This is a genomic window from uncultured Clostridium sp., assembly GCF_934754915.1.
Taxonomy (GTDB): Bacteria; Bacillota; Clostridia; order Clostridiales; family Clostridiaceae; genus Clostridium.
Genome location: NZ_CAKVKB010000059.1, coordinates 1 through 20,917 on the forward strand (window position 1 = coordinate 1; position 20,917 = coordinate 20,917).

A 20,917-nucleotide genomic window follows, 5' to 3' on the forward strand; every position below is an offset into this window, starting at 1 on the left:
TAGAAAGAAAAATAAACAGAAACTAAACTGGATAAGACTTGCTGAGAAAAACAGAATACCTGTAGATAGCAAGTATAAATCTTTTTAACTATGGTAAATCAATAGCTTAGTTACCTTAAACAACACTATTGATATGTACCGATACGTTAGTCGGGAATTTACGCCTTTGGAGTATCATACCAATGTGAGTAGTTTTAGATTTATCTATTACCAAAACAGATACAATGAAAAAGGAATAAAACATAAGATTTTATAATTTTTTATAGATTTTTATAAGTTTTTAGTAACGGAATATTGAAATAAATATAAGAGAATTTTTAAGTGAAAATGAAATAGAGGATATTGATTTCACAAACAACAAAGAGAAACTTACTACTCAGGAATTTGACAGTATACTATATCTTTTTGAATTAGCAGATAAAATTAATGCACCTATTACAATTCCACTTCCAGATTTATCATATGTTAAATATTTATCAGCATTACTGCAAAAAGTAGATGAAGAAAAGAAAAAAAATATACTTAACAGGTTTAGAAAAATTGCTTATAAAATAACTGATATGTATCTTGAGGCAGTTGAAATTTTAAAAAAGCAGTATCCAAAGATTAAAATTGTTGTGCTTCATGAAAGAAATAAAGAAGCCTGTGAGAAATATTATTCAAAAAGAAAAAAATATATTGAAGTACATAATGTTCTTAGAAAAATAACTAAAATACCAGAAAAGCTGGAATCAATAAAAGACTATATTTCAATGCCAGCACTGCCATATTATCTGTTTGATATACCCAATATTATTATGGTAAACAGCATTGATGAAAGTGATTCATATAGAAAATGCAGAATGGCACATAAAAATGTAATAAATATGGTTCCTATTCTTTATCCTGAAAGAGTAAGTGATGATGGAATTAATACTATTTTCGAAACAGACTGCAGATATAAAGAGTATATAACAGTTGAAGATTATTATCATAGGATGAATGATAAATAAAAAAGCAATTAAGTTTGAGGGATGTGTTTTTGTGAAGAAAAATAGAAAAAAGCTTAGTACAAATTTAATAACTGCTTCTATATTATTTGCTTTTTTATTGAGCAGTATGATTGGAATCAGAGGATACATAATTTATAAAAAAAGTATGATTGAAAAATATCGCTCATATCTTGAAGGGGTTATGAATATTACCATGACTGAACTTGATAATGATGAACTTGAAAAATGTATAAATGAAAATAAAACATCAGAAGGATATGACAAAATGCAGGAATATTTAAATAATTTGAAAAATTGTTTTGATATAAAATACATATATATAATTATTCCTGTAAATGATTCAGATTATGATAATATGAAGTATGTAATGATTGGAATGACAGAAGAAGAAAAAAAGATAGTAAACAATCAATCATATCTTGGAAAACCTTCAGGAAGTGAATATAAAAAAGAAGTTGCCCAGATGTACATTCAGAATATGAAAAATAAAGATAAGATAGAGTATTATGCCAATGAAACAGAATTTGGACATATGTATACAGCTATGAAACCTCTTCTTAATAGTAATGGAGAGCCTATTGCAGTATTGTCAATAGATATAGCTATGAATGAAGTGACAAGTACTCTTCAGGAATATACAACAGGAATTTTTATTGGAGGTACTATAATTACAGCTGTATTTCTTGGAATATTATATTACTGGCTTAATAAACGAATAATAAAACCAATAAAAACATTAAAAATTCAATCTGAATATTTAGCAGATTTAGAGAATAGGGCTAATCATCCAGAAGATATAAATATAGAAAAATCTCAAATTCATACTGGTGATGAAATAGAAGAATTTTCAGATTCTCTTTATAATATGGCTGTAAATTTGAAAAAATATATGATTAATCTTCTTGACGTGGAAAAAGAAAAGCATAGAATAGGTGCAGAATTAAGTGTAGCTACAGCAATCCAAGCTAATATGCTTCCAAGAATATTTCCTCCATATCCTGAATTTAAAGAGTTTGATCTATATGCAACAATGAATCCTGCCAAAGAAGTAGGAGGGGACTTTTATGATTTCTTTATGATTGACAAAACCCATCTTGCAATTGTGATTGGGGATGTATCAGGAAAAGGTGTTCCAGCAGCATTGTTTATGGTGATTTCAAAAACAATAATCAAAAATTATGCAATGATGAAATTATCTCCTGAAGAAATTTTCAATAAAGCTAATAATGATTTATGTGAGGGAAATGATGCTGAATTATTTACAACTGCGTGGATTGGAATTTATGATTTGGAAAAAAGAAAATTATCATTCTGTGACGCAGGACATGATAATCCTATATTAAGGAAAAAAGATGGAAGTATAGAATATATTAAACCTTCGAAAAAGAGAATTATGCTTGCTGGTATGGAGGGAACTCAATATATATTAAATGAAATGATTCTTGATGAAGGAGACACAATTCTTATTTATACAGATGGTGTTCCTGAAGCAAATAATGTAAATGGTGAATTCTTCAAACAGGAAAGGCTTGAAAAGGCTGTTATTGATAGTAAAACTTCAGATCCAAAAGATTTGATTGAATTTATAAGAAACAGAGTAAATGAATTTGCAGGAGAAGCACCTCAGTTTGACGATATTACTATGCTTGCACTTAGGATTAATAACAATGAAAGAATGAATTAGAATAGAAGGAATTATTGAGAATTGAGGCAAATAGAGCAATATTGGAGTAAATAAATTTTAGAAGATTAAATAATAGTACCAATAATATGATTTGTTATTGTACTATTATAGTGAAAAGTAAAGACACGAAAGGATGAAGAGTGTGATAGTTTGGTCTAAATATAAAAAATATATTTTATCAACACTTATATTTATACAGACTTTTTTTATGACAACACCATCATATGCTTATGAAGTGTTTTCAGATTGGGATGATGTAAAGAATTATGTATATGAAAATATGATAGATAGAAAAACGGAAATAGAATTTACTTACAAAGGAGACAGTAATGGTTATGCAGAAAAACTTAAAGATGTTTTAAAGCAGGCATATTCAGATGATGATTATCTTGAGAGATCATGGACTGAAATCAAACCTAAAGCACATGATACAAAAGAAGGGATAAAAACAACATTAAATATCAAGTATTTGTGCAATAAAGATGAAGAAAATTATATTGACAGAGAGCTTAAGAAAGCAGTACACTCAATTATAAATGATAATATGTCTGATTATGAAAAAGTTAAAGCTATAAATGATTATATAATAGAAAGATATGAATATGACAATGATTTGAAATCACTTAGTGTATATTCTGCACTCACTACTTCAGAAGCAGTATGTCAGGGATATGCAATGACTGCTTATAAAATGTTAAATTATGCAGGCATAAGTAACAGGATAATAGTAGGAACAGCAAAAGGAATAGCACATTCATGGAATATTGTTGAAATTGATGGAAAATGGTATCAATTAGATATTACTAATAATGATAGTGTAGCAAATAGAAATAAATATTTTCTTGTAAGTGATGAATTTCTTATAAACAATAATTATAAATGGGACAGTAAAATGTATAATTCAGCTTTGGAAAATTACAAAGATCTATAAAATATTTTTAAATAAAAATCCTGAATGGTGTGTAATATTACATAACTATTCAGGATTTCTATTATTTCCCTTTATATATTCTTACAAAAAAGATAGATTAGATTTGTAAATTTTCCGTATGGCTTTAAAGGATTACATATAGTAAAATAAATACATAAAAGATGTGAAGAAGTTAATCACAGGAATTTTATATCAAAAGTAAAATGAAATTATAAATTTATAGGAATATAAAAAAATTAGAGATTAATTAAATGGGAGGTCATTATTATGGCAGATTTATCATTAAGACATATTTATAAAATTTATTCAGGAGATGTTACAGCAGTTAAAGATTTTAATTTAGAAATAGAAGATAAAGAGTTTATTGTATTTGTTGGACCATCTGGTTGTGGTAAATCAACAACTTTAAGAATGATTGCAGGACTTGAAGAAATATCAAAAGGTGAATTATATATAGGTGGAAAATTAGTTAATGATGTTGAACCAAAGGAAAGAGATATAGCAATGGTTTTCCAAAACTATGCTTTATATCCTCATATGACAGTTTATGATAATATGGCTTTTGCATTAAAATTAAGAAAAGCACCTAAAGAAGAAATAGATAGAAAAGTTAGAGATGCAGCTAGAAAATTAGATATAGAACATTTATTAGACAGAAAGCCAAAAGCTTTATCAGGTGGTCAAAGACAGAGAGTTGCTCTTGGACGTGCTATTGTCAGAGAACCTAAGGTATTCTTAATGGACGAACCATTATCAAATCTTGATGCTAAATTAAGAGTTCAAATGAGAACTGTAATATCAAAATTATATCAAGAGTTAGAAACAACATTTATATATGTAACACATGACCAGGTAGAAGCATTAACAATGGGTACAAGAATCGTTGTTATGAAAGATGGTATAGTTCAACAAGTTGATACACCACTTAATATATACAATGCTCCAAGTAATTTATTTGTTGCAGGATTTATAGGAAGCCCTCAAATGAATTTACTTAATGGAATAGCAGTAGAAGAGGGTGGAAAAGTATACTGTAGCTTTGAAGGAAATAAGATTGAATTACCAGCAGAAAAAGCTAAAGTATTAAAAGATAAAGGATATATCAATAAGGAAGTTGTATTTGGTATAAGACCAGAACATTTAAGTGATTCAGAAGAATTAGTTAACAGTGCTGATGGAAATACAATTTCAGGTGATGTAGAAGTAGTTGAAAGAATGGGTGCAGAAAGTTTCATTTACTTTAAGGCAGGAAATACAAACATGACTGCAAAAGTAGAAGGAAGCACTAAGTTTGAACCAAAGGATAAGATTAAATTACATGTTCAAAATGACCAGATACATGTATTTGACAAAGAGTCAGAATTAAGAATCTGCTAGTATTTCTATATATTAGCTCAAAGATGTATTAATTATAAATACGAGGTGAGGAAAATGTCAGGATTAGATCAGTATTTGGAGAAAGTATATAATAATTGTAAAATACCCTTTAAGGTATATAATAACAATAGAGTAATATTTGAGGCTGATCCTGTATATTTTCAGTCAGATTTAGAAGAAGAAGAATTTTTACTAGGCTCGGATAAATTTAAGCTTGTAGTGCCAGTTTTATTTAAGGGTGCTGTACAGTTATTAAAGTTTTGTATTAAAGATAAATATTGTGAATATAGTACAGATTCTGAAAAAATAATAATTGATTTATTAAATGGAATAAATATTCCAGATGAAATAATTAAAGAAAATACAAAACAGTTTAAGGAAGATTCATATCTGATTGTTGTAAAAGTACAAGAAAAAAGTGATGAAGCTTTACAAATATTAAAAGATATATATATCAATACAGAAATTCTGATATTTATGTTTAAGGATTATATAATTCTTTTAGGAAGTTTTGAAAACATTCAGGAACATACATTTAGTATTAATGAAACTATATATACTTCAATATATAGAAAATGTTTTGTAAGTTATATTCAGATTACTGATTATAATTCATTAAAAGAAAACTTTGAATTATGCAGATATAAGTTAAGCTTAGCTGAAAAATACAATGTCTCAGGAAGAATTTTTGATAAGGATAGTTTAATGTTTGAAAGTATAGTAGATAATCTAAGTGATGAAGAAAAGAATAGAATTATGGAAAAGTTCTATGAAGGATTTGAAAAACTTGATAATGATATTATACAGAGTATTGATGTTTTCTTTGAATTAAATCTTAATTTAAGTGAAGCTGCCAAGAAACTGTATGTACATAGAAATACTTTAATATACAGGCTTGATAAAATTCAAAAATATACATCTTATGATATAAGAAAATTTAATGATGCTGCTATATTTAAGATTGCTTTTGCAATATGGAAAAGAAAAAGAAATATGTAATTGATATGTAAGAAAAGTCTTTTTTGAGAAAATCTCAAAAAAGACTTTTTGTTTATTTTTATAAATTGTTCAGAAATAAATGTCTGTTAATAAGAAAAATGTAAAAAATTTATTGTGTGTCATGGAAAGATTTGTTAACATAATATTGATATAAAAAGTAAAAAGGATAAAATAGAATTATTGAAAAAAGGATGAATATAATATTTAGTAATATCAATATTATATTTTAAAAGTATTTTTTATTAAAATATAATAAAAAATCATAGAAAATATAGTATAATTTAGTAAAAGGATAATGAACAAGCCAAATAAATTCAATTATAACATTAGGAGAAAGAAACAATGAACATAAAAGATGTTGCAAGACTTGCTGGCGTGGGAGTAAGTACTGTATCTAGAGTGATTAATAATCATCCGGATGTTAAGGAAAGTACTAGAGAAAAGATATTACAAATAATAAAAGAAAGCAATTATATACCAAATAACAGTGCAAGAATATTAAAGCAGAATAACCTAAAAAATATAGGAGTACTTGTTAAAGGTGTATTCAATCCTTTTTTTTCTGAAATGACAAATATTATTGGGAAGATTATTGAAGAACATGGATATACCATGATACTTCAACAGAATTATTTTAATATTTATCAAGATGTTGAGGGTTTAATTGGGTTTGTAAAGGAAAAAAGGCTTCAAGGAGTCATATGTCTTGGAGGAAATTTTACAGAAATTGAAGAAGGAAGTTTTTTAGAGTTAAATATTCCAATAGTATTAACATCAGTAAATACTATTTCTGAAAAAGGCAAACAATATTATTCATCAGTTGGAATAGACAATTTTAAAAGTGCTTATAATGCTGTTGATTATCTTATAAATAATGGTCACAGAAAGATAGCACTTGTATTGGGAGAAGAAAATGATATGGGAGTAAGCTGGTGGCGTTTTAAGGGATATAAACAGGCACTTGAAGATAATAATTTAGAAGTTGATGATGAACTTATAGTAAGTGGAGAATATAGATGTGATAAAGCATATGAAAAGGTATGTGAACTATTAAATAAAAGAAAGGATGTTACAGCAATTTTTGCGTTATCGGATATTATGGCTATTGGAGTAATGAAAGCTGCTATAGATAATAATTTAAATGTACCTAAAGATATATCTGTAATAGGGTTTGATGGTATGATTGAGAGCCAATATTATAATCCTAGCATTACAACAGTTAAACAACCCAAAAGAGAAATGGCTGAAATAAGTATTGAATTATTGTTCTCATTGATGAATACAGATATGGGAAATAAACATATAATTCTTGATACAGAACTTGTAAAAAGGGATTCATGTTTTAAGATATAAAACTATTTATTAGGGTATGGGAGGTATAAAAATTGGATATTGAAAGAGGAAGCGGTATTCTTATGCATATATCATCATTACCAGGAAAATATGGAATAGGAACATTGGGAAAATGTGCATATGAATTTTGTGATTTTTTACACAAAAGCAGACAGAAATATTGGCAGATACTGCCACTTGGGCAGACCAGTTATGGAGATTCGCCATATCAGGCATTTTCAGCTTTTGCTGGGAATCCATATTTCATAGATTTTGATATCTTAAGAGAAGAGGGACTTCTAGCTAAAGAAGATTATGACAATAAAAACTTTGGAGATAACCCTGAAGCTGTTGATTATGGTCTTATGTTTACTGAAAAAATGAAGGTATTAAGAAAAGCATATAAAAACTTTCAAGCAGACAACAATGAACAGTTTAAAAATTTTATAGAATCTGAATCTGACTGGATTGATGATTATAGTATGTTCATGGCATTGAAATATGAATTTAATTTTATTTCTTGGAATGAATGGGATGAAAAATTGAAATGCCGAGACAAAGAAACATTAGAAAAATATAAAGATAAACTGAAAGACGAAATTAATTATTGGAAGTTTATTCAATATGAATTTTTTAAACAATGGAAAAAGCTAAAGAAATATGCAAATGATAAGGGAATAAAGATAATAGGGGACATACCTATATATCTTGCTCAGGATAGTTCTGATGTATGGAGTAATCCAGAAATATTCTTAATGGATCAGGATACTCTTAAACCATTAAAGGTATCAGGATGTCCTCCAGATGCTTTTTCAGAAGATGGACAGTTATGGGGAAATCCTGTGTATGATTGGAGTTATTTAGAAAAAACAAAATTTACTTGGTGGATAAACAGAATAAAAGCAAGTTTAAACTTATATGATATTCTGAGAATGGATCACTTTAGAGGATTTGAAGCATACTGGTCAGTTCCTTATGGGGATAAAACAGCTAAAAATGGAAAATGGGTAAAAGGACCAGGAATGAAATTATTTAATGCAATAAAAGATAAACTTGGAGAAATAGATATTATAGCTGAAGATTTAGGATATTTAACACAAGAAACTCTGGATTTTAAAGAAGAAACAGGATTTCCAGGAATGAAAATAATTCAATTTGCTTTTGGTGGCGATAGTAGAAATCCACATCTTCCTCATAATTATGAGAAAAACTGTATTGCTTATACAGGCACTCATGATAATGATACAGCGAGAGGATGGATTGAAGTTACAGGTTCAAAAGAAGAAATTGATAAAGCTATTGAATATTTAAATCTTACAGAAAAAGAGGGATATAACTGGGGAATTATAAGAGGGGTATGGAGCAGTATAGCACGTACTTCCATAGCAGCTATGCAGGATTTTTTTAATCTTGGAAATGAAGCAAGGATTAACAGACCTTCAACTTTAGCAGGCAATTGGAGCTGGAGAGCTAAAGATGATGTGTTTACAGATGAGTTAGCAAAAAAAATATATAGATTAACTAAAATTTATGGAAGGTGTGAATAATTGTGGATAAACAAAAAATAAAAGACGGTATTGAGAGATACTTAAAGGTAAAACATGGTGTTAGATTAAAAGATGCAAAAGATTATGAGATTTTTAATGCAGTATCATTAACAATCTTGGAAGAAATAGTTGATGACTGGAATGAAACTACTGATACTTATGGAAAAGGTAGAATGGCATATTATTTATCAGCTGAATATTTAATGGGAAGAGCTTTGGGAAATAATCTTATGAATCTTGGATTATATGATGAAGTTAAAGAAGTATTGGCTGAAATGAAAATTGATTTAAACAGAATTGAAGAAATTGAAGAAGATGCCGGACTTGGTAATGGTGGTCTTGGAAGATTAGCAGCCTGCTTTATAGAATCAGCAGCAACTTTGGATATGCCTTTAATGGGATATGGAATAAGATACAGCAATGGTTTGTTTAAACAGAACATAGAAAATGGATTCCAGACAGAATGCGAAGATACATGGCTTAAATATGGTGAGGCATGGAGTATAAGAAAAGATGATGAAACACAGATAATAAAATTTTCTGATATGACTGTTAAGGCAGTTCCTTATGATGTACCAATAATAGGATATGGAACACATAATATAAACACATTGAGATTATGGCAGTGTGAAGCGTTAAAGGAATTTGATTTTAATCTTTTCAATAATCAGCAATATATAGAAGCTGTGTCAGCAAGAAATAAAGCAGAAGATATTTCAAGGGTATTATATCCAAATGATACAGCAGAAGCAGGAAAGATATTAAGGCTAAGACAGCAGTATTTCTTTTCAAGTGCATCTATGAAGGATATTATAAAGAAATATAAGACTAAGTATGGAAGTGATTTTTCAGAGTTTGCTAGATTAAATGTAGCGCAATTAAATGATACACATCCAACAATATCTATCCTTGAATTTATGAGAATATTAGTGGACGAAGAGAATGTTGAGTTTACAACAGCTTTAGGAATTGCAAAAGAATTCTTTGCATATACAAATCATACAATTCTTGCAGAAGCATTAGAAAAATGGGATATAAGATTAATAGATAGATTATTCCCAAGAATTCTTCAAATTGCATATGCAATAGATGATGCTCTTATGAATGAATTAAGACAGAAAGGTTATGATGAAGGATCAATATGGAACTTTAGAATTGTTGCAAATGATCAGATAAGAATGGCTAATTTAGCTATATATGTAGGAAAAGCAGTTAATGGTGTTGCAGCACTTCATACAGAGATATTAAAGAAACATGAATTAAATAACTGGTATAATTTATATCCTAATAAATTCCAGAATAAGACTAATGGAATAACTCCTAGAAGATGGCTTAGATTATGTAATATTGAGTTATCAGAATTTATTACAGAACTTCTTGGAACTGAAGAATGGGTTAAGAATCTAGATTTATTAAAGGGCCTTGAAAAATACATTGATGATGATGAAGTTCTTGAAAGACTTATGGATATTAAACATGAAAAGAAGGTACAATTAGCTGCATATATAAAACAGGAAGAAGGAATTATTGTAGATCCAGATTCATTCTTTGATATTCAGATAAAGAGACTGCATGAATATAAGAGACAATTATTGAATGCACTTTATATTCTTGATTTATATTATAGAATTAAAGAAAATCCAGATTTAGATATTCCTAAGACTACTTTTATATTTGGAGCTAAAGCATTCCCAGGATATAGAAGGGCAAAAGGAATAGTTAAATTCATAAACGAAATAGCAAACTTGATAGATAGTGATGAACAGGCATCTAAGAAGATAAAAGTTGTGTTTGTACATAACTACAGAGTATCTTATGCACAGAAGCTGTTCCCAGGTTCAGATTTGTCTAAACAAATTTCAACAGCTGGTAAGGAAGCATCTGGTACAGGTAATATGAAGTTCATGTTAAATGCAACACCTACATTTGGTACTTATGATGGTGCAAATATTGAAATTGTTAAAGCTAGTGGAGAAGAAAATAACTATATCTTTGGTCTTAGAGTTGAAGATATAGAAAAAATTAAACACAGCTATGATCCTAGATCATATTATGCAAATGATCCATCTATTAAGAGAACTGTTGATACACTTATCAATGGAACATTAGATGATGGAGGAACTGGATATTTTGAAGATCTTTATAATGCATTATTGGAAGAAAGGGATCAATATTATTTATTAGCTGATTTTGAATCTTTCAAACAGACAGAAGAAAAAGTATTTGAAGATTATAAAGACAAAAAGAATTGGGCTAAAAAATGTCTTGCAAACCTTGCAAATGCAGGACAATTTTCAAGTGATAGAACAATAAAACAATATGCAAATGAAATCTGGGATATAAAGCCTTATCCAATCAGATAACTAAAAAATATTAGATATAAAACCTGCAGATTATTAACATTCTATATCTGCAGGTTTTATTTTAAAAATTATTAATACATAAAGCGTACAAATGTTTTAATTAAAGTTTACATTTAAATTTAATTAAGCTATGATTATCTTAGTAGAAAATGTAATTTAATCATTATGTAGTTTTATTAGTGAAACATATATAAATTAGATTAATTTTAATTTTGTAATAGTATAAGAATTAAATGTGGTTGGAAGAGAGGTTGTAATTATGAAAAAAATAGTTGTATTAGATGGTAAAACTCTTGGAAATGTTGATTATATTAAACTTAATGAATTCGGGCAGGTAATATATTATGATATGACAAGTGAAGATATGATTTCAGAAAGAATTAAAGAAGCTGATATTGTTCTTACTAATAAAGTTGTGTTAAAAGAAAAGGATTTAAAAAATGCTGAAAACCTAAAATTAATATGTGAAATGGCTACAGGATATAATAATATTGATTTAGATTATGCAAGGAAAAACAATATTGCAGTAACAAATGTTGCTGGTTATTCAACAAACACTGTGGCACAGCATACATTTGCAATGCTCCTTCACTTATATGATAATTTAAATTATTTTGATAATTTTGTTAAAAGTGGAGAATATTCAAAAAGTGGAATGTTTACTAATTTAGAAATGACTTATAATGATTTATGCGGAAAAGTATGGGGGATAATAGGACTTGGAGCAATAGGAAAAAGAGTTGCCAAAATAGCTCAGGCATTTGGAGCAAGAGTAATATATTATTCAACAAGTGGCAAAAATGCAGATTCTGATTTTGCACAGGTTAATTTTGATGAATTATTAGAGAAATCTGATGTTATATCTATACATGCACCATTGAACGAAAAAACAAAAGGACTCATAAATTATGAAGCGTTATCTAAAATGAAGAATGATGCTATACTTATAAATGTAGGAAGAGGGCCTATAGTTGTTGATGAGGATCTTGCAAGAGCTATTGATGAAGGGATTATAGGAGGTGCTGCTCTTGATGTATTCGAAGTAGAACCAATACCATGTGATAATCCACTTCTAAGTGTTAGAAACAAAGAAAAACTTATTATGACACCACATGTTGCATGGGCTAGTGAAGAAGCAAGAAAAAGATTATTTGATGATCTTCTTGAAAATATAAGTGCATTTAACAGTGGAGAGCGTAGAAATAGGGTTGATTAATAAAAATAAGATTATGTTTTATGTATTAGAATATATTGTAATTACATTTTAAACTTTGTATTTTACATATATCAAATAAATTTTAAATCTTTTGAAAAAAATATATATAATCGAGAAAAGAGGAAATAATTTATGAAGTATGCTTTAGATGTACACACACATACAATTGTAAGTGGTCATGCATATTCTACTTTAATGGAAAATGCAAAGGCTGCAAGTGAAAAGGGAATAAAAGTATTGGGAACAACTGAACATGGTTGTACAATGCCTCATTCACCTCATATATGGTACTTTCATAATTATAAGGTACTTCCAAGAGAAATGTATGGAGTTACTATGCTTTATGGAGTTGAAGCAAATATAATTGATTATGACGGAAATCTTGATATGGATGATGAAACATTAGAAAAACTTGATGTTGTAATAGGAAGTATTCATGAAGAAGTTTATAAGATAGGAACTTTAGAAGAAAATACTGAAGCATTTATAAATGTGATTAAGAGTGGAAAAATTGATATAGTAGGCCATCTTGGAAATCCTAAAATACCAGTAGATTTTGAAAAAATAGTTAAATGTGCAAAAGAAAATAATGTCTTAATTGAAATAAATAATAGTTCATTTACTACATCAAGGGTGGGAAGTCTTGGAAACTGTACAAAGATAGCACAGTTGTGTAAAGAAAATGGAAATATGATTATAATGAATAGCGATGCACATTTTTGTACTAAAATAGGAGAATTCACTGAAGCTGTAAATATGCTTGAATCAATTGATTTTCCTGAAGAAAGAATTATGAATTCAACTCCTGAAAATATGATAGATTTTTTAAGATCAAGAGGAAGAAAAATAATTTAATTGTTTGAAGTAAGGGCTGTTGTAATACTTTATGTCAACAGTTCTTTTATTTTTTATATGTTCTGATTAATTTTCCTTATAATAATATAAGAAATGAATAATGTAGAAAGGTTGAATATTATATTGACTGAGAATGAATATAAAAGAAAAATGAAAATAAATATTTTATGTTAATAAAGAAAAAACATCCCTTTTAATTACCATATTTTGGTATAATTATATGTGGGGGTGGAGAGAAACATGGAATTGGAGAAGAGTAGTAATAATAAGAAAATATTTATAGGTGGAATTGTTATAGGTGGAGCTATTTTGGCCATGTATGTAGGGACATCTATATTTTTTATTAACAGATTCAACCCAGGTTCTACTATTAACTGTATTAGTGTATCAGGAAAAACTGTAGATGAAGCATTTAATGAAATGGTGAATCAGTCTGAGATATATGAATTGAGTATAAAGGGAAGAAATGGATTTAATGAAACAATAAGGTCTAGTGACATAAATCTACTGTATGACAAAAATGAAACAATACAACAGTTTAAGGATTCACAAAATCCTCTTGGGTGGATTAAATCAGTATTTAGTCATAATGAATACACTGCATCAGAATTAGTATATTTTGATGAGAATAAACTTGAAGAAATCATCAATAAATTTTCATGTTTTAAGCCAGATAATATTGAAGAACCTAAAAATCCAATATTGCAGTATGATAATGGAAATTATACGATTTTAAAAGAAAGTGATGGAAATAAAGCAGCTAAAGATAAAGTAACAGAGGCTATAAAAAATGCTATTGAAAATGGAAAGACATTTATTGATATAGATGAATCAGGATGTTATGAAAAACCAAGATTCACATCTGAATCTCAAGAAATAGTTGAAGCAAAAAATATTCTTGATAAATATGTATCAACAGAGATTAATTATAATATAGGTAATGAAAAGGAAGTTTTAGATGGAGATAAAATAAGAGAATTTTTAGATGTGGATAGTGATTATAATGTTACTATTAATAAAGATAAAATAAAAAAATATGTTTTGGAACTGGCTCAAAAATATGATACTGTAGGAAAGACAAGAGAATTTGTCACTACTGGTGGCAGCAATATATCTATAAGTGGTGGAGATTATGGACGAAAGGTAGATGTATCTGAAGAGACAGAATATATAGCAGATAGTATTGAGGGAGGAAAAACAGAATCAAGGGAACCTAAATATTCTCAAGTACCTTTCTGTAATGAAGCAGATGACATTGGAAATACTTATGTTGAAGTAAGTTTATCAGGGCAGCATTTATGGTTTTATAAAGATGGGGCAGTAATTGCAGAAGGTCCAATAGTATCAGGAAATATAAGCAATGGAAATGGAACTCCTGGAGGAGTGTATAAATTAGATTATAAAGAAAGAAATGCAACACTTAAAGGTGAAGGATATAGTACACCTGTAAGTTTTTGGATGCCTTTTAATGGTGGAATAGGAATTCATGATGCAACATGGAGAGGCAGTTTTGGAGGAAACATATATGTTACAGGAGGATCTCACGGCTGTGTAAATGCTCCATATAATCTTGCAAATATAATATTCAATAATATTGATGAGGGTACTCCTATTGTTTGTTATTATTAAAATAATAAAATTTTTTATAAAATCAATTGTTAAAAATGAGAGATGGTTAAAAACTATCTCTCGTTTTTTTATTCTATAGGAAATTATATTTTCGAACAATCTGTGGATAACTTTTGAAGGGGGCAGAAACACACAGTCTGCGAAGCAGATTTTTTTATATATAAAAGTCATATTTTAAATTTAAATCATATTATTTATATGTATTACATAACTTAAATATATATGCTGCAAGATTAAAACTGTATGATATATGTAAAACAAAGTCTGAAACATAATTAATCAAAGAAATCTTGCAAGAATTTTATCATTCATTGTCATAAATATAGACATAATAGCAGTTAAATAGAATGATGATGAGATTGGGGAGATAATCATGTATTTAGGTAATAAGAATATACTTACAATAGAAAAGATGTTTGTAAATGGAATTATATATTCAATAGATAAAAAAGGAAACGTATATGAAGCCATGGGTATAAGTCAGGGAAGAATTGTATTTTTAGGGACTAATAATGAGGCTATGAATCTTATAGAAAACAATACAATAATCATAGATTTAAAACATAGAGCAGTCTTGCCGGGATTTATTGATGCTTACACAAGTTTTCCTAAAGAATTTATAAAGAAAGATGATGAATTGAATTTATGCAGATGCAGCTGTTTAGATGAATATCTATCAGATGTACATGATTATATAAATAAATATTCTAATTCTAATAAAGAATTTATTTATGGATATGGATGGGATAATAATAAAATGCCTTACACTGAAGAGTTTTTTAAGGGACCATATAAAAAATATCTGAATGATTTATCTTTTAAAATACCAATTGTATTAGAGGACATTACAGGATCAATGTTATGGCTTAATGATAAAGGATTTGAATATTATAAAATAAATAAGAATTTAGAATCTCCTATTGGAGGAATAATTGAACTAGATGAGAGAGGAGAGCTTTGGGGGATTCTTAAAGGAAATGCAAAAAAAATTATACAGATGGAAAAATTCAATAGATATAGCAATAAAGAGTATTTAGAGGGGTTCTTAAGATTTCAGAATGAACTTCATTCAAATGGGATAACATCAATAGGACTTGTAGAAAGCAGTTCAATTGACATACCCTTTGACATTTACAGATTAGCAGAAATTAAAGATAAACTAAAACTTAGAATAAATTACGGAATAAAAATGTTTCCTTATGAAATAGAAAAAAAGAGTATTTATGAACAGGTTCATGAGATTAAGAGATTAAAAATAATTTATAAAAGCCGGTATTTTGACATAACAAGAATATGTTTTAAGGGTGATGGATTGATTGAGACTCATGATGCATTTTTATTTAAGCCGTATAAAAATTGTAATAATGAATATTCGGGAAGATTTAAGTGGGAATTTTTAGAATTTAAAGAAGCAATAAAAATGGCTAATAGACTTGATTTTGATGCAGTAATTGAATGTTGTGGAGATAATGGATGTAGAGCAGCTATAGATGGGATTGAATATTCACAAAAAAATAATAATTATAATAAATGCAGAAATTCAATAGCTCATCTTGATTTAATTACAAAATATTATATAAGAAGAATGAAGCTCTTAAACATAAATGCAATAATAATTCCATTCTGGCATTATCAAAATCAAAGGTGCGCAGAAGAACAATATAGGTCAATAGGAGAAGAAAGAGTACAAAGGTTATATCCATACAGAAGTCTGATTGAAAATAATATTATTACAGCAGGAGCATCAGAACATTATAGAAATGAAAATATATCTCCCTTAAAAGGAATATGGTGCAGTATGACTAGAAATTTATGCGATTTTAAAAGCGGTCTAGCAAAAAATCAAAATATAATGACTAAACCCCAATATAGATTGAATCCTTGTGAAAAAATAAATCTTTTACAAGCAGTTAGGAGTTTTACAATTGAGGCAGCATATATATTGGGAAAAGAAAAGGAAATAGGAAGTTTGGAAATTGGAAAGAAGGCTGATTTTATAGTTTTAGATCAAAATATATTTGAGGTAAATCCAGAAGAAATTAAGAATATTCATATATGTGATACTTATTTTGAGGGAGATTTAGTTTATACAAATGTCTGAATGAGTATAGGATTGACTAATGTAACTAATAGTTATATTATTATGTAAATATCAAAAAGTATATTTATGGCAGGGTGAAAAAATGAATGGAAATGTTTTGATTACGGGAGCTACAAGTGGTATTGGATATGAATTTGCAAAAGTTTTTGCAGAAAATAAATTTAATTTAATTATTGTAGCAAGAAATATGCAAAAACTTAAAGAGATAAAGAGTGAATTGGAATATAAATATAAAGTCAATGTCTATGTGTATTCTAAAGATTTTAGCATTGAGAGAGAATGTGAAGAATTATGTGATGAAATACAAAATGATGGTTTAAAAATTGAGATCCTTATCAATAATGCAGGAGCAGGATATGTTGGTGAGTTTTTAAAAGAAGATTATAAATGTGACAAGGATATGATGCAGCTTAACATGAATTCGTTAGTATATATTACGAAATTTTTTGCAAGAGATATGGTAAAAAATAATTATGGGAAAATATTAAATGTAGCATCTACAGGTTCATATCATCCAGGACCATATACAGCTGTTTACTATGCAACAAAAGCTTTTGTTCTTTCATTTACAGAAGCAGTTGCAGAAGAGTTGAAAAATTATAATATATCAGTTTCTGCACTTTGTCCTGGTGCTACTAAAACCAATTTTTCAAAAAATGCAGGAAAAAAAGACAATTCAAATGCAATGAGTCCTGAATTTGTGGCACGTAAAGGATTTAAGGGGCTTATGAAAAATAAAACAACAATAATACCAGGAATTCAATATAAATTATTTGTTCTTCTCCCAAGGAAGATTGTTACACCTTTTATAGGAAGATATCAACGCAATTTAAAGAATGGTTTATAAAAAAGAGAAGGATGAAATAAACATCACTTCTCTTTTTAAAGTATGAGTATAAATGTACCGGCAGTAATAAAGATACCACCTATAACTGTTTTTAATGTTACAGCTTCTTTTAAAATTATAAATGCAAGAACCATACTTATTACAACACTGAATTTATCAATGGGAACAACTTTTGAAGCTTCTCCTAATTGAAGGGCTTTGTAATAAAAAAGCCATGAAAGTCCTGTTGCAATTCCTGATAATATTAGAAAAATCCAGCTTTTAGTCTGAATGTTTGAAATTTCTGAATGAGTTCCAGTAAAAAAGATGATTCCCCATGCCATTACTAAAACCACAACAGTACGTATAGCAGTAGCAAGATTAGAGTTGATTCCTTCTATTCCTATTTTTGCAAGTATAGAAGTAAGTGCAGCAAATAAAGCTGACAGAAGTGCAAAAAGTACCCACATATGATTCTCTCCTTTTGAATTTGAAATTTTAAAAACCTCCTTTAAATTAATTACAAGCATTATAGTTAAAAGTACATTTGTTTATATTTTCAGCTATTTTATTTTTTATGCAGATAATTAATGGAAATATATATGTATAGTTCTTATATAAATTATATTATCATATTTAAAACTACATATGTGATTTTAAATATATATTGAAATAAAATTAATCATGAAATCATAGAAGTTTCTACTCAATAATTATTGATTGCAATAATTATTGAGTATCTGTTATTAAATAATATACTCAATAATTGTTAAACATGAGTTGATAATTACAATATATACATTTGATTAAAGAAAGAAAAGAGTATAGAATATAATTCAAAATATTTTAACTGAATTTTAACAATATTTTTACTTAATAACGTATGTATTTTTTAGATATACAAAATATATAAATAAGAAACAAAAGAAGAAGGAGTAAAAAATGATATTACTAAAAGATGAAGCAGACAAATGTCTGATATGTAAAAAACCAAGATGCAGAGATAATTGTCCTATTGACACACCCATTCCAGAGATAATAGATTTATATAAACAAGGAAAGTTTCATGAAGCTGGTGAAATATTATTTAATAATAATCCTTTATCAGCTGTATGTGCATTGGTATGTCCACATGAAGATCAGTGTAAAGGAAATTGTATAAGAGGAATAAAAGGAGAACCAGTAAAATTTCATGATATTGAGGCTGAAATTTCAATAAAATATTTAGAAGATTTTGATTTGAAAAACATATCTGGAAATAAAGATAGAATTGCTATAGTAGGTGGTGGTCCAGCAGGAATAACAATAGCAATTATTCTAGCACAAAAAGGATATAAAGTAACAGTTTTTGATGCCCATGATAAAATTGGGGGAGTTCTGAGATATGGAATACCAGAATACAGACTTCCTAAAATGATTATAGATAAATTAGAGAAAAAGCTTATAGATATTGGAGTAAAAATAAGACCAAATACGTTAATAGGGCCAGTAATCACCCTGGACAGATTGTTTGAAGATGGATATAAGGCTGTATTTATAGGTACTGGTGTATGGAATCCCAAAACTCTAAATATAAAGGGAGAAACTTTAGGAAATGTTCATTATGCAATTGATTATCTTAAATCACCAGAAGTCTATAGGCTTGGAAAGAGAGTTGCTGTAATAGGTGCAGGAAATGTAGCAATGGATGCTACCAGAATGGCTAAAATAAATGGATCAGAGGTAACAGTGCTTTACAGAAAAGGATTTGAAGATATGACGGCAACTAAACAGGAAATAAGTGAAGCAAAAGAAAATGGGATAAAATTTAAATTATTTAGATCTCCATTAGAATTTACTGAAAATGGTGTAAAAATAGCATGTACAAAAAATATTAAAGGCAAGGATGGAAGAATTTTAACAGAAATTATTCAAGGAGAAGAGGAATTTTTTCAATGTGATTCAATAATAATAGCAGTAAGCCAGTCACCAAGGTCGTATATAGTATCTAATACTGAAAATTTAAATACCAACAAATGGGGACTTTTAGTCACAGACGATAAAGGGCACACGACTAAAAAAGGAACATTTGCGTCAGGAGATGTTGTTACAGGAGCTAAAACAGTAGTTCAGGCAGTAGTTCAGGCAAAGATGGTTGCACAATCAATAATAGAATATTGTGAAAATAATTAACATAAAATGTAAATTATGTTAAAATTAACATGATAATATATTTTACTGATTGGAGTGGATGATTAAATGGCTTTTTTTAAAAGAGAAGAAACTCAGCAGAGTATTACAGATATTAAAAATATTGATAAGAATATTTCCAAATCAAACAATGTACTTACATTATTTTCAGAAGATACAATTGAATATATAATAAAAAATTTTCCGGATATGGCATCTCAAATTCAAAATGGACTTTTGGATATGTCAGGAATATTAGAGGATACAATTGATTATATTGAGGATAAATCAAGCAAGCTTATAAAAGATAATAGGAATTTTAAATTGAGTGAAAAATATAGAAATACATCTATTTCTATATATGAAGTAGTTGAAAATATACGAAATTATGTTGAATGGATGAAAGAAGAAGCTGAAAAAAAAGAACCTATAGAATTTGAAGAAAAAAAGAAAAATTTTTCTCAGAAAGAAATTGAAAAAGAAATTAAAGCTATAAATACTTGTGATGATGAGGTTAATACAGTAAATATAGAATTAGAAATCTATAAAGATTTTTCAGGAAAGGAACCTAAGGGATTTGAAATTGGAAATAATATTGTAATGGTAGATGACTGGGATGACTTACTTGTAAAAACTGCGGAAATTCTTACAAAACAGTATAAAGAAAATAAAAATAGCAATATTATTGTAAAATCCATTAAAGCAGTTGAAAAGAAATCTGTTCAGAATGAATTTAGAAATACAATAATAGAAATGTTGAATGAATACAAAATAAATTTGAAGGATTTTAAGATAATAGTAAAATAATTTTAAAAATATATTGACAATATGTAAACAGATTTATATAATAAATTCAACAATTGATTGCGTACAATTTAATTTTGCAAAATATATAT

The 20,917-nt window shown here is 28.0% G+C and carries 16 protein-coding genes; 15 read left to right on the forward strand and 1 reads right to left on the reverse strand.

All coding sequences use genetic code 11. The features are described from left to right. The first annotated feature begins 560 nt into the window (after positions 1-560). From Q0F58_RS10360 to Q0F58_RS10420, 13 genes are all read left to right on the forward strand, one after another. A complete protein-coding gene (locus tag Q0F58_RS10360; protein ID WP_294376000.1) occupies positions 561-992 on the forward strand; it encodes a hypothetical protein in 432 nt (143 codons plus the stop codon). A gap of 31 nt (positions 993-1,023) precedes the next feature. Next, positions 1,024-2,676 (forward strand): SpoIIE family protein phosphatase, encoded by a 1,653-nt coding sequence (locus Q0F58_RS10365; RefSeq protein ID WP_294376002.1) that lies wholly within the window; start codon positions 1,024-1,026, stop codon positions 2,674-2,676. A gap of 142 nt (positions 2,677-2,818) precedes the next feature. Further along, positions 2,819-3,607 carry a transglutaminase domain-containing protein gene (locus Q0F58_RS10370; protein ID WP_294376003.1) on the forward strand — a complete coding sequence of 263 codons (789 nt, stop codon included), beginning with the start codon at positions 2,819-2,821 and terminating at the stop codon, positions 3,605-3,607. 267 nt (positions 3,608-3,874) lie between these two features. Then, positions 3,875-4,984 carry an ABC transporter ATP-binding protein gene (locus Q0F58_RS10375; protein ID WP_294376006.1) on the forward strand — a complete coding sequence of 370 codons (1,110 nt, stop codon included), beginning with the start codon at positions 3,875-3,877 and terminating at the stop codon, positions 4,982-4,984. Between the two features lie 54 nt (positions 4,985-5,038). Further along, positions 5,039-5,983 (forward strand): CdaR family transcriptional regulator, encoded by a 945-nt coding sequence (locus Q0F58_RS10380; RefSeq protein WP_294376008.1) that lies wholly within the window; start codon positions 5,039-5,041, stop codon positions 5,981-5,983. Between the two features lie 342 nt (positions 5,984-6,325). Beyond that, positions 6,326-7,336: a LacI family DNA-binding transcriptional regulator gene (locus tag Q0F58_RS10385; RefSeq protein ID WP_294376011.1), complete on the forward strand. Its 1,011-nt coding sequence runs from the start codon at positions 6,326-6,328 to the stop codon at positions 7,334-7,336. 38 nt (positions 7,337-7,374) lie between these two features. After that, entirely contained in the window at positions 7,375-8,862 is a 1,488-nt protein-coding gene (gene malQ / locus Q0F58_RS10390) for a 4-alpha-glucanotransferase (RefSeq protein ID WP_294376038.1), read from the forward strand. A 2-nt stretch (positions 8,863-8,864) separates the two neighbouring features. Next, positions 8,865-11,225 carry a glycogen/starch/alpha-glucan phosphorylase gene (locus Q0F58_RS10395; protein WP_294376013.1) on the forward strand — a complete coding sequence of 787 codons (2,361 nt, stop codon included), beginning with the start codon at positions 8,865-8,867 and terminating at the stop codon, positions 11,223-11,225. A gap of 259 nt (positions 11,226-11,484) precedes the next feature. Further along, the gene (locus tag Q0F58_RS10400; protein WP_294376017.1) at positions 11,485-12,441 is read left to right on the forward strand and encodes a D-2-hydroxyacid dehydrogenase; all 957 of its coding nucleotides are present in this window, start codon (positions 11,485-11,487) and stop codon (positions 12,439-12,441) included. 132 nt (positions 12,442-12,573) lie between these two features. Beyond that, positions 12,574-13,296 (forward strand): phosphatase, encoded by a 723-nt coding sequence (locus tag Q0F58_RS10405; RefSeq protein ID WP_294376018.1) that lies wholly within the window; start codon positions 12,574-12,576, stop codon positions 13,294-13,296. Positions 13,297-13,536: 240 nt separating this feature from the next. Next, positions 13,537-14,925, forward strand: coding sequence for a peptidoglycan binding domain-containing protein (locus Q0F58_RS10410; protein WP_294376020.1), 1,389 nt, complete (start codon positions 13,537-13,539; stop codon positions 14,923-14,925). Positions 14,926-15,298: 373 nt separating this feature from the next. Continuing rightward, positions 15,299-17,026 (forward strand): amidohydrolase, encoded by a 1,728-nt coding sequence (locus tag Q0F58_RS10415; protein WP_294376026.1) that lies wholly within the window; start codon positions 15,299-15,301, stop codon positions 17,024-17,026. A gap of 82 nt (positions 17,027-17,108) precedes the next feature. Then, positions 17,109-17,873, forward strand: a complete 765-nt coding sequence (locus Q0F58_RS10420) for an SDR family oxidoreductase (RefSeq protein WP_294376028.1) — start codon at positions 17,109-17,111, stop codon at positions 17,871-17,873. Between the two features lie 35 nt (positions 17,874-17,908). On the opposite strand, the gene Q0F58_RS10425 is transcribed toward Q0F58_RS10420, so the two are convergent. Beyond that, positions 17,909-18,322: an EamA family transporter gene (locus tag Q0F58_RS10425; protein ID WP_294376031.1), complete on the reverse strand. Its 414-nt coding sequence runs from the start codon at positions 18,320-18,322 to the stop codon at positions 17,909-17,911. 472 nt (positions 18,323-18,794) lie between these two features. Here Q0F58_RS10425 and Q0F58_RS10430 point away from each other — a divergent pair, with 472 nt between their 5' ends. After that, positions 18,795-20,024 carry an NAD(P)-dependent oxidoreductase gene (locus Q0F58_RS10430; protein ID WP_294376034.1) on the forward strand — a complete coding sequence of 410 codons (1,230 nt, stop codon included), beginning with the start codon at positions 18,795-18,797 and terminating at the stop codon, positions 20,022-20,024. Positions 20,025-20,090: 66 nt separating this feature from the next. Next, on the forward strand, positions 20,091-20,828 hold the full coding sequence (locus tag Q0F58_RS10435) for a hypothetical protein (protein ID WP_294376036.1): 738 nt from the start codon (positions 20,091-20,093) through the stop codon (positions 20,826-20,828). The last annotated feature ends 89 nt before the right edge of the window (positions 20,829-20,917 follow it).

Excerpts from the sequence above, each read along its gene's own strand:
- Q0F58_RS10425 (WP_294376031.1), bottom strand. The coding sequence starts at position 18,322 with ATGTGGGTACTTTTTGCACTTCTGTCAGCTTTATTTGCTGCACTTACT.
- Q0F58_RS10385 (WP_294376011.1), top strand. The coding sequence starts at position 6,326 with ATGAACATAAAAGATGTTGCAAGACTTGCTGGCGTGGGAGTAAGTACT.
- Q0F58_RS10400 (WP_294376017.1), top strand. The coding sequence starts at position 11,485 with ATGAAAAAAATAGTTGTATTAGATGGTAAAACTCTTGGAAATGTTGAT.
- Q0F58_RS10410 (WP_294376020.1), top strand. The coding sequence starts at position 13,537 with ATGGAATTGGAGAAGAGTAGTAATAATAAGAAAATATTTATAGGTGGA.
- Q0F58_RS10360 (WP_294376000.1), top strand. The coding sequence starts at position 561 with ATGTATCTTGAGGCAGTTGAAATTTTAAAAAAGCAGTATCCAAAGATT.
- Q0F58_RS10435 (WP_294376036.1), top strand. The coding sequence starts at position 20,091 with ATGGCTTTTTTTAAAAGAGAAGAAACTCAGCAGAGTATTACAGATATT.
- Q0F58_RS10380 (WP_294376008.1), top strand. The coding sequence starts at position 5,039 with ATGTCAGGATTAGATCAGTATTTGGAGAAAGTATATAATAATTGTAAA.
- Q0F58_RS10430 (WP_294376034.1), top strand. The coding sequence starts at position 18,795 with ATGATATTACTAAAAGATGAAGCAGACAAATGTCTGATATGTAAAAAA.
- Q0F58_RS10375 (WP_294376006.1), top strand. The coding sequence starts at position 3,875 with ATGGCAGATTTATCATTAAGACATATTTATAAAATTTATTCAGGAGAT.
- Q0F58_RS10415 (WP_294376026.1), top strand. The coding sequence starts at position 15,299 with ATGTATTTAGGTAATAAGAATATACTTACAATAGAAAAGATGTTTGTA.
- Q0F58_RS10405 (WP_294376018.1), top strand. The coding sequence starts at position 12,574 with ATGAAGTATGCTTTAGATGTACACACACATACAATTGTAAGTGGTCAT.
- Q0F58_RS10420 (WP_294376028.1), top strand. The coding sequence starts at position 17,109 with ATGAATGGAAATGTTTTGATTACGGGAGCTACAAGTGGTATTGGATAT.